The organism is Agathobaculum sp. Marseille-P7918, assembly GCF_964248325.1.
Lineage (GTDB): Bacteria > Bacillota > Clostridia > Oscillospirales > Butyricicoccaceae > Agathobaculum.
Window position 1 is genome coordinate 1 of record NZ_CAXTXI010000008.1, and the last position, 12,878, is coordinate 12,878.

The 12,878-nt window shown below is 49.0% G+C and carries 14 protein-coding genes; 6 read left to right on the top strand and 8 right to left on the bottom strand.

The window, feature by feature from the left end; translation table 11 throughout:
• Positions 1–177 precede the first annotated feature (177 nt).
• Together ACESSO_RS11075 and ACESSO_RS11080 are read left to right on the top strand one after the other, a co-directional pair.
• A complete protein-coding gene (locus ACESSO_RS11075) occupies positions 178–918 on the top strand; it encodes an EFR1 family ferrodoxin (protein ID WP_373165348.1) in 741 nt (246 codons plus the stop codon).
• Positions 919–929: 11 nt separating this feature from the next.
• The gene (locus ACESSO_RS11080; RefSeq protein WP_373165351.1) at positions 930–1,652 is read left to right on the top strand and encodes an alpha/beta fold hydrolase; all 723 of its coding nucleotides are present in this window, start codon (positions 930–932) and stop codon (positions 1,650–1,652) included.
• A gap of 35 nt (positions 1,653–1,687) precedes the next feature.
• Here the strand turns inward: ACESSO_RS11080 and ACESSO_RS11085 are convergent, their stop codons facing one another.
• The 5 genes from ACESSO_RS11085 to ACESSO_RS11105 form a co-directional block, all read right to left on the bottom strand.
• A complete protein-coding gene (locus ACESSO_RS11085; protein ID WP_373165353.1) occupies positions 1,688–2,131 on the bottom strand; it encodes a GNAT family N-acetyltransferase in 444 nt (147 codons plus the stop codon).
• 176 nt (positions 2,132–2,307) lie between these two features.
• On the bottom strand, positions 2,308–2,691 hold the full coding sequence (locus ACESSO_RS11090; RefSeq protein WP_373165355.1) for a rhodanese-like domain-containing protein: 384 nt from the start codon (positions 2,689–2,691) through the stop codon (positions 2,308–2,310).
• Positions 2,688–3,221, bottom strand: a complete 534-nt coding sequence (locus tag ACESSO_RS11095; protein ID WP_373165357.1) for a GDSL-type esterase/lipase family protein — start codon at positions 3,219–3,221, stop codon at positions 2,688–2,690. Before ACESSO_RS11095 ends, ACESSO_RS11090 begins: the two co-directional genes overlap by 4 nt.
• A gap of 60 nt (positions 3,222–3,281) precedes the next feature.
• A complete protein-coding gene (locus tag ACESSO_RS11100; RefSeq protein ID WP_373165359.1) occupies positions 3,282–3,677 on the bottom strand; it encodes a (deoxy)nucleoside triphosphate pyrophosphohydrolase in 396 nt (131 codons plus the stop codon).
• Positions 3,678–6,833 carry a DUF3427 domain-containing protein gene (locus ACESSO_RS11105; RefSeq protein WP_373165360.1) on the bottom strand — a complete coding sequence of 1,052 codons (3,156 nt, stop codon included), beginning with the start codon at positions 6,831–6,833 and terminating at the stop codon, positions 3,678–3,680.
• A gap of 215 nt (positions 6,834–7,048) precedes the next feature.
• Between ACESSO_RS11105 and ACESSO_RS11110 the strand changes: the two genes are divergently transcribed.
• Complete coding sequence (locus ACESSO_RS11110) at positions 7,049–7,735, top strand: alpha/beta hydrolase (RefSeq protein WP_373165362.1); 687 nt, start codon at positions 7,049–7,051, stop codon at positions 7,733–7,735.
• A 232-nt stretch (positions 7,736–7,967) separates the two neighbouring features.
• Here the strand turns inward: ACESSO_RS11110 and ACESSO_RS11115 are convergent, their stop codons facing one another.
• The 3 genes from ACESSO_RS11115 to ACESSO_RS11125 all read right to left on the bottom strand — a co-directional run bounded on the left by ACESSO_RS11115 (position 7,968) and on the right by ACESSO_RS11125 (position 10,039).
• On the bottom strand, positions 7,968–8,441 hold the full coding sequence (locus tag ACESSO_RS11115; RefSeq protein ID WP_373165363.1) for a type II toxin-antitoxin system RelE/ParE family toxin: 474 nt from the start codon (positions 8,439–8,441) through the stop codon (positions 7,968–7,970).
• Entirely contained in the window at positions 8,431–8,697 is a 267-nt protein-coding gene (locus ACESSO_RS11120; protein ID WP_373165365.1) for a type II toxin-antitoxin system Phd/YefM family antitoxin, read from the bottom strand. The genes ACESSO_RS11115 and ACESSO_RS11120 overlap by 11 nt, the downstream gene beginning before the upstream one ends.
• 322 nt (positions 8,698–9,019) lie before the next feature.
• Complete coding sequence (locus ACESSO_RS11125) at positions 9,020–10,039, bottom strand: hypothetical protein (RefSeq protein WP_373165367.1); 1,020 nt, start codon at positions 10,037–10,039, stop codon at positions 9,020–9,022.
• 121 nt (positions 10,040–10,160) lie between these two features.
• Between ACESSO_RS11125 and ACESSO_RS11130 the strand changes: the two genes are divergently transcribed.
• From ACESSO_RS11130 to ACESSO_RS11140, 3 genes are all read left to right on the top strand, one after another.
• Positions 10,161–10,328 carry a hypothetical protein gene (locus ACESSO_RS11130; protein ID WP_373165368.1) on the top strand — a complete coding sequence of 56 codons (168 nt, stop codon included), beginning with the start codon at positions 10,161–10,163 and terminating at the stop codon, positions 10,326–10,328.
• 821 nt (positions 10,329–11,149) lie between these two features.
• The gene (locus ACESSO_RS11135; protein WP_373165370.1) at positions 11,150–11,656 is read left to right on the top strand and encodes a hypothetical protein; all 507 of its coding nucleotides are present in this window, start codon (positions 11,150–11,152) and stop codon (positions 11,654–11,656) included.
• 961 nt (positions 11,657–12,617) lie between these two features.
• Positions 12,618–12,869 (top strand): type II toxin-antitoxin system RelB/DinJ family antitoxin, encoded by a 252-nt coding sequence (locus ACESSO_RS11140; protein WP_373165371.1) that lies wholly within the window; start codon positions 12,618–12,620, stop codon positions 12,867–12,869.
• Positions 12,870–12,878 lie beyond the last annotated feature (9 nt).

Consider the following 12,878-nt stretch of genomic DNA (forward strand, 5'->3'; position numbering starts at 1 on the left):
AACTCAACTTTAACCGATGAGGCCCTATCCTTCATCCTTTTTTATTCATCTGTCCAAGATGTATTGTACTCCTACATGACACAACAGCACAATGCTTGTATGAGCGCTTGCAGATATGGAGATTCTTTGCTATGCTGATATTAATTGCAAAATAAACCAAGGAAGCGAGCATAAACGATGATTTTCTATTTTTCCGGAACAGGCAACTCGGCGTGGGCGGCCCGACAGCTGGCGCGACTCACCGGGGATAAGGCCTATGATATCACCAACCTGAATCAGCTGCCGGATCTGGACAGTGTCGGGCAGATTGGCTTTGTCTTTCCGGTCTACGCCTGGGGCGCACCGGAGATCATGGCGGAATTTGCGAAAAAGCTGCCCAGGACCCAGTCTTTCACCTTCGGCGTCTGCACCTGCGGTGGAGATGCCGGCCTTGCCATGAAGCAGTTTTCCAAGGTGTATCCCCTCAGCAGCAGTTACAGTCTGGTGATGCCCAACAACTACATCATTGGCTCCGATACCGACAACGAGGGTGAGATCCGCCAAAAGATCACCGCTGCCCGTGCGGAACTGGAACGGATGGCTCAGGAAATCCAGCAGCAGGAGCCGGTGTACCGTGTCCATGAGGGTGGGCTGGCCGGGGTGAAGTCCCATCTTGTGAGCTTCGGGTTCAATAAATTTGCCCGAAGCGCCAAGCCCTTCTTTGCCGAGGACCGCTGCAACGGATGCGGCCTGTGCATGAGAAACTGTCCAGCCCATGCCATTACCCTCCGGGACGGTAAACCCATCTGGGCGGCACAGTGTTTCCAGTGCCTGCGCTGCATCAATGAATGTCCCCAGCAGGCCATCCAATACGGAAAATCCACGGCCGGGCGGCGGCGCTACACCATCCGGAGGTATCTGCCTCAGGACGAGCAATGAGGTGCGACGCTATGAACAAAACTCCAATGTCCCGGCGCAAAAAATGGCTTGTCGCCAGCGGAATCCTTGTTCTGATCCTGGCTATTCTGATGGGTGCGTTTTTCTGGTATGTGTCCGATTACTACCGGGCGGAGGATGTGGCCTTGGAGGTACTGGCGCAGGACAGCACCATCGGAGTGCAGGACAATCTAACCATCCTGTCCCCAAGCTATCCCACTGACACTGCCATGATCTTCTATCCCGGCGCTAAGGTGGAGGCAGAAGCCTATCTGCCCCTGCTGGATCAGATCCGGCAGACGGGAGTGACCTGTTTTCTGGTGCATATGCCGTTCCACATGGCGATTTTTGATGCCAATGCGGCAGAAGAAGTCATTGCCCAGTTTCCGGAGTACCAGCATTGGTACATAGCTGGACACTCCATGGGTGGCGGCATGGCCTCCAAGTTTGCCTCGGAACATCCCGAACTGGTGGACGGCCTGATTTTAATGGGTGCTTACATCTACGGTGACTATCCGGACGAGGATACTCTGACCATCTACGGCTCCCTCAACCAAAGTGTGGAAGACAAAATCGACTATACGGAGAACATTGTGGAGATCGAGGGCGGCAACCACGCCCAGTTCGGCAACTACGGCCCCCAGAAGGGAGATCTCCCCGCCACCATCTCCGCCGAGGAACAGCAGGCTCAGACCGTAGAGGCCATCGAAGCTTTTCTGGCGCAAAGGGATAACTGACAGAAAGCGGAGCGCTCACATGGGCGCTCCGCTTTTCATAGCTCTCTTTGCAGGTACACCATATCCACCAGCTGCACCCCGCACTCGTAGATGGGGTGGTCGTAGTGGTCAGTAAAAAAGTTCTTGACCAGATGGTGCCTGCGAAAGCCGCAGGATTTATAAAACGAGATAGGGGACGGGCTGTCTCCGGTGCCAACCTGCAGCACCGTATACTGCTCCCTGTAAGTTTGGACAAGGAAGTTGACCAAAGCCTTTCCGTATCCCTTGCCCTGACAGTCCGGCGCTACGGCAATGTTTTTCAGTTCCAGAATGCCGCCGCCCTCGTCCGTTACCACACATTCAGCCTTGACCCCATCATCCTCCAGCACATACATGGTCCCACGCTCCAGATAACGGTCGATCATATCCTCCTGTTCATCCGCCAGCAGCAACAAATCGACATACGCCTTTTTGTGATCAATGACTTCCCGGATTTTCATATCTGCCGTCACCGCCTTTCGTACACCAAATCCACGACTCCGTTGTATGATTCCGTTCCAACCAGCTTGAGCGGAAGTTCCTGAGAAAGAAACATGACACACAGTTGTTGTATTATCTGGCCAACCGACCAGTCCCGTATCCTTTGATTAGGCGATATAAATTTGTACTGCTTGCCTTACGATTCCGTCTCATAGGGCCAGGTATTGATACCGCCGAATTCATAGATGTTGGTGTAGCCCAGTTCGGCCAGCGTGGAAGAAGCTGTCTTGCTTCGGTTTCCACTGCGGCAGTAGACCAGCACCGTGGAGTCCTTTTCCGGGATCACCTCAGCGGCAGTATCCTCATCGATGGTACCCACCGGCAGCAGAACAGCACCGGGGATGTGGCCGCTGTCGTATTCGTCCTGCTCCCGCACATCCAGGATGATGACTTCCTGGGTGTCCATCATTTCTTTGGCTGCTTCCTGGGTGATCTGCTCATAGGAGTCATCCGCGGCATTCCCACCGCATCCGGTCAACAGCAAAAGCAGAGAAGAGAGTAAAATTACAATTCGTTTCATTTGAGTTCCTCCAGAAGTCCGGCGGCAAAGGCTTTGTGACCCTGCTCGGTGAAGTGTACGCCGTCATAGGCCAAGGAGATGTCCCACTTTCCAGCATCGGCAAAGCAAATACCCAGTTGCTCCGCCAGAGCCTGACAGAACCGGGCAAAGGTATGGGAATCGTCAATGAGCTGCTGGCTGGGTACCCACTCGCCCAGAGTCATCGGTGGCGGGGCAATCAGCAGGATCTTACTTCGGTCCAGAGGAATGTCTAAGAGGAACCGCTCCAATCTTTTAGCGGCCTGCTCAGGACTACACCCCTGAAGCAGATCGTTGGTACCCAACATGACGATCTGCAGATCTGTGTCAGCAGAGAAGGCAGGAGCGACAGAAGGGATCTCCCGGCCGTTTTGCCCCATATTACAGACAGTCCATCCGGTCTCCGCAGCCAAGATGTCCACCCACCGGCTGTCCGCATCATAGCGTCCGCCGAAATAGCCCCGAGGGTCGTAGCCGTAGGTGTTGGAGTCGCCGAAACAAATGATCTTCATCCCGTGCTTTTCCTTTCGCTGTATTCTCGTGTTTCCCAGTGTAGTCAATGAATCTTCTATCTAATTTTTCTGCCCACTCAATCGTTTTAGTCTCGTCAGGATTTCCTCATCTGCCGGGCAGAACTCATACTGTTCAATCTCATTTACCGTGATCCAACGGATGTCATTATGCTCCATTTTCTGGGGAATACCCTCCCGAATAGTGGCATGAAACAGTGTCAGATGGACCGTCAGATCAGGGTATTCGTGAACCACATCCATGAACACCTCACCGACATCCAAAGTGATAGCCAGTTCTTCCTGACATTCGCGAATGAGTGCCTGCTCTTTGGTTTCGCCAGGTTCCACCTTTCCACCAACGAACTCCCATAATAGCCCTCTGGCCTTATGCGCCGGGCGTTGGCAAATCATAAACTTGTCCTGATCCCAGATCAGGGCCGCTACTACTTCAGTCATTTATCCCACCACCAATTTATTTGTCTTCTTCAAAAACTTCGCCGGAATCGGTCGATCCAGCCGCCAGGTGATATTCATGGGCCTACTTCCGTCATGCTTTACATAATTCGCCGTTCCTAAGAAAGTATAGGCTGCTGCACCACCTGTGATCCGGTCCGCCTTAAACTCCCGTACAAACAGCAGCACCTTACTCCCACGCTCCCGATGATGGATGTATCGCTGCCCAGTGGGAGAGGCAGCCGCTGTGGTGCTCTGGCTCTGCCAATGGAACAGGTTCTCGTTGATGGAGTAATCATGATACATGGTAGTGGGCGAGTAGTCCTTATCCGCCTTATTCAGCGTTACAAAGAACACATCTAGTTGCTTCTCTGGCAGCCACTTGACGCCCTCGCGCACCGTCGCCGGTTTCAAGAAATCCAACGCCACCAGCAGTTGGTCACGGGTATAGGTACAGTGGAGGTCCAGTGGGCAGTCAAAGCCCAGGTTCACCGGCTCGTCAATGAAATCGATCTGCTCATACCGATAGCGGAGCAGGTCCAAAAGCTCACCCAGCAACACGGGGCTGTCCGAGAGAGCATGCAGATTGTCCAGAACCTCACTAGATGCCCAACTCTCTGCCGCCTTGCCCCATACGGTCACATAGAACATCTGGAGCATCCGCTGCTCCATTTCGTTCAACGCCCCAAAGTCCACATCGTCCAGACGGGGCACCAGATCCAGCAGAAAGCATATCCAACGCCGGGAGTCCACAACGGTCAACCGACCAAAGGCTTTTGTCAGTACGTCCTCCAGCGATTCGCTGAAATCCGCAATCGCATCCGCCCGGGCACAAATGCGGGAGAAGGACGAAAACTTGTAAATCGCTCTAGGATCTAAATGGTAGTAGTTTAGGAAGTTTGCCAGAGTCAACTTCAAACCGCTGTCCTCTGCAAAGCTGGCCACGCGGGATACCAACCCAGCGGTATTGCCATAGGAGGCGCGAATGTTATCCAGAATGTACTTGGCGGCCTTCTTTTCCAACTGTATATAGCAACCTTTGGGCGCGAAGACAAATCCATCCTTGATCTCCCGGGTCACGCTGCGAGTGGTATTGGATAACAGGGCAGCGAACTTATCCTCAAAGTTATACCGCTTGTTGGCCTGGCCGATAAAATCCAGCACGGTCAAACATTCTTTATTCTCTGCAAGCCGCAGGCCACGACCCAACTGCTGAAGGAAAATCGTCAATGACTCCGTGGGCCGCAAGAATAGTACCGTATTGACCTCAGGAATATCCACGCCCTCATTGTAGATGTCCACCACGAAGATGAAGCGCACCTCGCCGCTGACCAGCCGTTCTTTGGCGGTTTTTCTCTCCTCATCGGTGGATTTTCCGGTCAGGAAGATGGACGGAATCCCGTGGTTGTTGAAATAATTACATATAAACTCTGCATGCTCGATGGACACGCAGAAACCAAGACCCTTTACCTCATCAATATCGGTCACATATTTGAGGACTGAGGATACCACCAGATCGGCGCGGCGGTTGGCCACGGCACCGCTGAAGGTATAGAGATTGGAAAGCTCATTTTTGTCATAGCCGCCGGCGCTCCATCTCAACGTGTTCAGATCCACCGTGTCGGTGACGCCAAAATACTGGAAGGGACATAGCAGCTTGCGGTCAATGGCCTCCGGCAAGCGGATTTCTGCGGCAATTCGGTTGCTAAAATAGGGCAGTACACTCTTGCCGTCCATACGCTCCGGGGTGGCAGTCAGACCCAACAGGATTTGGGGCTGATAGTAGGACAACAATTTCTGATAGGTGGGCGCTGCCGCATGGTGGAACTCGTCCACAACGATGTAGTCGTAAAAATCCGAAGCAGTCTTGGCGGCAAAATCCTGAGAGTTGAAGGTCTGAATGGACAAAAACAGATGGTCAATGCTTTCCGGTCGATAGCTGCCTACAAACAGTTCCCCGAAGTTAGCATCTTTCAAAACTGCCCGGAAGGTGTACAGACTCTGCCGCAAAATCTCCTCCCGGTGTGCCACAAAGAGCAGCCTGCAGGGCTCACCTGGGTGCTGCTTGCAAAAACGCTTATAGTCCAGAGCGGAGATCACCGTTTTGCCGGTGCCGGTGGCGGCCACCACCAAGTTGCGGGTATAGCCTCGGACGGTGCGTTCGGCCTCCAGCTTATCCAAGATTTCCTGCTGATATGAGTAGGGTGCAATGTCCATGGTATAGACTTCGGCGTTGTTGGCGTCGAAGTATTTTTCCGCCTTCAACGCGCGGGCTAGCCGTTCCTTCTGATCCTCGGAGTAGTACTCAAACTCGCTGGAGTTCCAGTAGCTCTCGAAGGTGGCTGCGATCTTGTCGATGGTCTCAGGCAAATCCCGACGAGTGACTTTCACATTCCATTCCAGACCGCTGGAGATGGCGGCGTTGGATAGGTTAGAAGAGCCCACATAGGCGGTAGTAAAGCCGGTGTTCCGGTAAAAAACGTAGGTCTTGGCATGGAGGCGGGTACGTTTGGTGTCGTAGCTGACCTTGATTTTGGTGTTAGGCAGCTTGCGCAGTTCCTCAATGGCCTTTACATCGGTGGCTCCCATATAGGAGGTGGTAATAATCCGCAGCTCGCCACCGTTCTGGGTAAACTCCCGCAGCTCATCTATTAGGAGCCGCAGGCCGCTCCACTTGATAAAGGACACCAACATATCGATGCGATCAGCAGAGACGATCTCCTTTTTGAGCTCTGTGTACATCTGGGGCTCGTGAATGGCCCCGGTGAACAAGCTACTCTGGGCAATGGAGGTCTCTGGCCGGCTCAGGTCAGCAGCCGTTTTGCCCACTGCCAGCCGTGGGTCTTGCTCCCGTAAAAGCGCAAGAAGCTGCTCTGCCTGCTGATCGACACTCAGCGTAGCAAAGTCAGCTTCCCCAGTTATATTCTGGATGAGATCTACAATCTTGTTGGCGAGGCCAATCTGCTTGGAAATGTCCCCGCCGTTGTCTATCACATTCTCCAGGCCCTTTTGCACCACATCCGCCAGATACTGCGCCAACACCTTGGAAGCCTCTGCCTTGTCAATGGGCGCAACCGATTTGCGGGCATCTGGGATTTCCGAAAGCTCGCGGTTCAGGGCAGTATTAATGACTTGTTCATAAAGGCCAGGAGACAGCATTATATTTTACTCTTCCTATCTTCTCTTTATGGATGTATATTGTACTTAGTATAACTGGAATTCTAAAATCCGACAAGGACTTATTGGCAAATATCAACAAAACCATCCGGCTTTGTCGACAATGCGTTCACCATTATTTTGAAATAGTTTCGCACAATATTTATCCAATAAACAGGACTTTCCTGTGTACTGCTCCCTATCAAAATAGAAAGCGGATGATTCAAACTATGTACACTTTCTCAACAAAGGGCAAAACGATATCCATTTTCCCAAATTTTGAAGTAAACGCACCTATTATCTACCTCAACACCTTCTCCGGTGAAAGACAGAAGGTATACGAGGCAATGCAGACTGCCGGCTGCCAACCGTTCACTTTGGTGGCCATCAGTGATCTGGACTGGAACAATGACATGACACCCTGGGACAGCCCACCTGCTTTTAAAACTGCTGAGCCCTGCACCGGTGGTGCAGATGACTATTTGCGGCTCCTGACTGAGGAGATTATCCCAACGGCAGAGAAACAAATTACTGGAATTCCTCGTTGGCGTGGGATTGCTGGATACTCTTTGGCTGGGCTGTTTGCGCTGTATTCCATCTACCAAACGGATCTGTTTTCCCGTGTGGGCAGCATGTCCGGCTCTCTCTGGTTTCCCGAAATAAAGGAGTATATCTTCTCTCATGAACCAAAGCACTGGCCGGAATGCATGTATTTCTCCCTAGGTGACAAGGAAAGCAAAACCCGAAACCCGGTTCTGCAAAGTGTTCGACAGAACACAGAGGAGATTCACGACTTCTATCGTGGCAAGGGCATTGACACAGTGTTCCAGCTGAATCCAGGCAATCACTATAACCAAGCTGTAGAACGCACAGCTGCAGGCCTTTGTTGGCTCCTGAGCAGGTGAGGTAACTCCTCTCGTCAGACTGTATTCTTTGATTAGGCGTTCGAAAAACCAATACGCCTGAGGGACAGAAATGACTTGTATACAGTCCTCGTCGGAGTTACAATACCTCAAACCCAAACAGCGCCGGAGCACTTGGAAACAGTGGAAAAAAATCATTTTGGCTGTATCAATATGGCACTCCAAAACACGAAAAACTTATATTTTTCTGGAATACCTAACTTTTTATACTATTTCAAAAAAAGATAACTGCCAGACATTTAATTGCCATTTTCCTTATGCCAAAATAAAACACATATATAATATATATACCATCCCCCTGGAGCGAAGCGGACAGGAGGATGGTTCCCCTGAGCGAAGCGATAGGGGCTTTCGATAAGGTAATCGTACCTGAGACTGGAGAGAGCGTTATGGAGAAAGGTCTGCTGCAGAATTTTTCATTTCTGCGACATGCACCTGTCTGTCCGGTATCATTCTCGATTATATACACACAAACATACTGTGCGATGAACAACGCACGGAATCCGTATTTTCCTATCAACGTATCATATTTCAATACGCCCATCTCGGGAAAGTCCGCCAGCTGCGCGACCGCTCGCAAAATTTTTTTTGGTAATTTTTCAGCGTCAGGATTTCCCACTTGTGTCACGTAGTATGTCACAAACTTCTGAAACTCATTGTGTGCCTCGTTAAGCCACTCAATCTTCATGCAACAGTGCCTCTACATCCGCTTCCATTTCAGACATGGAATAGGTCTTTGCACCAGCCATCCGGTTTTGTTCGCGGTGAAGCATTTCTGCCAATAGATTCAGTTCTGCCTCTCGTTTTTCCCATACCTCCAATGGGACAAATACCATTTCGCCTTCTCCATTGCGAGTCAGGAAGATCGGCTCCTGTTTTTCCTTTGACAGTTTTACCATACCATCATAATCATTGCGCAATGCAGTTGCAGGCTGTATCATCATTGTCCTCACTCCAATCGTTATTTATTATGTCTTAATCATAAAATAATTCATACCGATCGTCAATCATACTGTTTTTACAGAGCGCGGCTGAGAAAGCCCACTGCGTAAGCTGTGGGAGTATGTCATATCTTCCCGGCAATCATCGAGCGTAACCGCCGGAAAATATGCCGATGCAAAGAACCAACATATGTTATAGACGAAAATAATCACTTGGTATATTGCAAGGAATACGGTGCAATTTTAGACCCATGGAGTGTGTTATTTGAAATAACAGGTCGGTGGGAAAAATTGCAAAGACCGTAGAAAGCAGAAAAGCAAAAAATCATGAAATCTTAGATTTCTCCTGCCGCAGACGCCACAAATAGTGACGCACAACAACTTCCGAGCGGTTATGACCCAGAGACGAAGAAACACGCAGAAGTGCAGCTCGATCCCAAACATAGCCCTGCCTGTCACGGTACCGGGTAGGGCGGGATTTGTCATGTTCCATTGTGCGGTCCGAGGGTTTTATCATATCGATTGGACGGGCAAATGCCAGATATAACTCACAGGCATACATGCTGCGGATACCATGGACATCAATGCGGTCTGGAATCTTCGGGCAGATTTTTTCATTCGGATCGCAGAAGGACAAAATCCGGTACACAACATCATTGTACTTAGGCAGGATCTCGATGGTACGCATACGGCCACCCTTAGTCCAAACGGTCTTTTCACCCGGGAATTTCAGATGGTCGGGATTGCCGGACAGATGGCAGACATAGTGCGTTCCTGTAAAGTGAAAATTGGACGGACACACCTGCTCTGCTTCGTCGCGGCGCAATCCGGTAGCACGACAAATCTGCATGATTGCTGCCACGCAAGCAGGGCCGTATTTCAAACGATACTGCAGCTGACGGCTAAACTTTTCTTCTGTGTAGCTGCGACTGCGCGTAGCATCTTCCGCACGAACGGTCGGACGGGCGTTGTGTACCTGGTTCATCGTACAGCCATGCACGAAAGCAAGAGCAGCCGCATACTGCTTTATGGTGGTAGGTGCATAGACATGTGTGCTGATTAGATGCTGGATAAATTCATGGTCATAATGCCGCTTCTTTGCAATCTGAAGACGATGGCAATCAGGATGATTTTCTTTCATCCAGCATGCATACTGTGTCAGACAGTTGGCATAGCTGTTAATCGTGTCATCGGAATGCAGCAAATCGCTGGACATGCGCTCGCTTCCTGCTGCAATGTTGCGTGCGCGTTCGCTATGCTTGCTGATGCCCTTACCGAGACTGGATAACAGCTTTTGTTCACAGGCCTGTGCAAAACGAGTGGGAACAACTTGGGCGATATTCATAAAATCAGAATCCTTTCTCTGATGGTCGGGGGCGGATAGGGGAACGGTGGCATCTCACCCTTGTGGGTGCCTGCAAACAGCCGTCATGGGAAACACATCCCATGGTATAGCTGCCGATGCCATGCTGTTGAAACAATCAACCGGCATGTACACATGGATGAAACCAGCGATGCCGATGCGCGGGGAAAAGTCCGGCGTGGGCGTCGGTTTAGGTGCTGCAGAAAGAAACGCATCTTTCTATATGACCCTTGCCGCATCCTCCCACTGGGTGGATAAACTGACAGAATAAATTTTCATCTGGTTATATGATGGTTAGATAAGGTGCGATCCGTCAGCCTAAAATCGGCTGCTTCGCAGTATGAAAAGTGAAAATGGGAATCCGGAGACAGTGTTGAGATGCAAATAATCGGTCTTTTCATGCGAGATAGATAAGTCCTTTTTGATGAGAAAACAGATGTCCTTGGCAAGCAAAAAAATTTTTTGAAAAATTTCTTTATTGATTTCTCTCTCTTTTTTAATAAAAATACTCCGTTGAAAAAGATATAAAAAAACACACTTATCTCATAAAAAGAGCAAGTGTGTGACAGATTTAGTTACTTTTTTATCCCTTTCTTTTGTTCGTTTTCTATATTACATGGGCATCATAACATGGGAATATGAAAGTTGTCAAATTCCGTGATTTCTTTGTTCGTTTGCAGTTCGCTTATTTTACAGATGTCGCCCTGCAGTCCGAAATCTATTTGCGGATAGGGATGGTCGTTTTATGTGTCATACGTCTTTTTGTTATGACATAGCAATACGGAGAGAAAACAAAGAAAAAAAGTTTTCTGTAATGCAGCAATGATATCATTCGTTCTTTTGCATAAGAGCAATGGAAACTTGCAGAAGCAATGAAATGTGATATACTTTTTTTATGACGATCTGGTAGCAGCGGTAAGCAAATTGCCGACCCTCTATTTAGATGTTCTGATGCAACCAACTTCGGCTGCGGGTTATGCTGTTCGACGCGAGGGAGTTCGCTGCCCTTTAGACGCTCGGCAAGACATGCTTTTATGCAGAACAATTGTTTTTGTTTGAAAAACTTATGTGCGTGTAAGGCGATTGACTTACTTGATAAAGAGAACAGGGGTAATGCAAAATCAATCCGTAACATCCTTACAAAATGAGACCAAATTTTCATTTGATGCGCGCCAAAACGAAAAAAGGGGTGTGCTTATGAAGAGAAAAAGACTGATGCTCATAATAGGCTATTTTGTAATTTTGGGTATTGATGTACTTGTTGTTTCGGGTCGAAAACCGTACAAAAATTTAGAAGCATCTGATATTGTTTCTGCAACCGTTCATTTAATTCCGCCGGATAAAACGATCCAGATCACAGACATCGAAGAACTTGTGCCATACCTCAATGAAGTAGCGGTCTATTACAAGGATGATTCCTATACAGATTATGTTGGCCAAGCAGTGACTGTCACCCTTACAATGGCTGATGGTTCTCGCGAAGAAATCATGGAATACAACCCCTTTATTATCATCAATGGGGTTGGGTATAGGGCAAAACCCAGGTCGTGTGAAAATCTAAGTAATTATGCGAATACATTGTTGGATCAGGAAAAGTAAGTGAACAACAGAATAGATGCAATACGAAAAAAGGTGCATATCAAGTTCGCATCATTGGCGAGTTGAAATGCACCTTGATTTTGGAATACATGCTTTATCCGGTGCAAAGCACCAAACAAACCACCACACCAGATAGACCCCAAACACACGCAAACTCGCCGGTTGAAAAGAAAAATGCCATAGAAAGTACAAAAAGCCCGTTATTTCTTGCAAAATAACGGGCTTAATGGAGCTTGCGGCCGGAATCGAACCGGCGACCTAAGCATTACGAAAAATCTACCTCATTTGAAGTCAGTCCAAATAAAGGCTAAAGCCGACATTAAAAAATCGTAATTCGTATTTTCTCTCCCAGCCTCTTAGACAAAATGACAGAATACAAGAATAAAAGGCATTTATGGTTCATCTGTCCGATCGGCAACCCAATCGCTGATTCCAAAGAAGCGGTCAAAGAATCCTTTGAACTTGTCGATGCCAGTCTGCTTTTTCTTAGCACGGACGTCACTGTCGCCGAAACGAGATACCGATGCATCAGCTTGTAAATATCCGTTCCGGTGGTCTTGATCTCGCCATTGCGGAAGGTATTCCCCAAAATTATTCTCGTTTCAGTTCTTTGAATTTTTCGCCTGCATGATATGCGACAGCTTTTTACCACGTCACCTTATCTTCGCTGAGACACTCGGACAAGTGGTGTATGGAGTCCATCAAGAATGGTTCGTTTGGCATCTAGTATCGAGGATAGATACAGCGTTTCCATGAGGCCATTGTAGCCCTCCTCGCTGATTAGAACGGTATTGCCTGTTTTTGTGCTAATATGGATCGGCTCATGAAACCGAATGGTTTGCTTCAAAAGGATAAAGAATGCGCTATTATACTTTTTTCAATATTACAGACTGACAATACACCGAAACATTTACACTCCACATAACAAGCACTATACTTACAGTGCAAGGGGGTGCGACAGATGGACACCAACATGACATTCCGCATCGACAGCCAGACCAAGGCGCGGATGACGGAGATCTGCAACCAGCTCGGCATGACTCCCTCCACGGCGTTCAACATTTTCGCAAATGCCTTTGTGCGTGCCAATGGCATGCCGTTTCCGGTCAGACTGGATACTCCGTCACCTACCATGACACGGGAGCAGATGCTGGCCGATACAGACGATATTCTGGGCGATTATGCACAGGACTACAAGAAAATGTCCGAATAACTTGGCGCA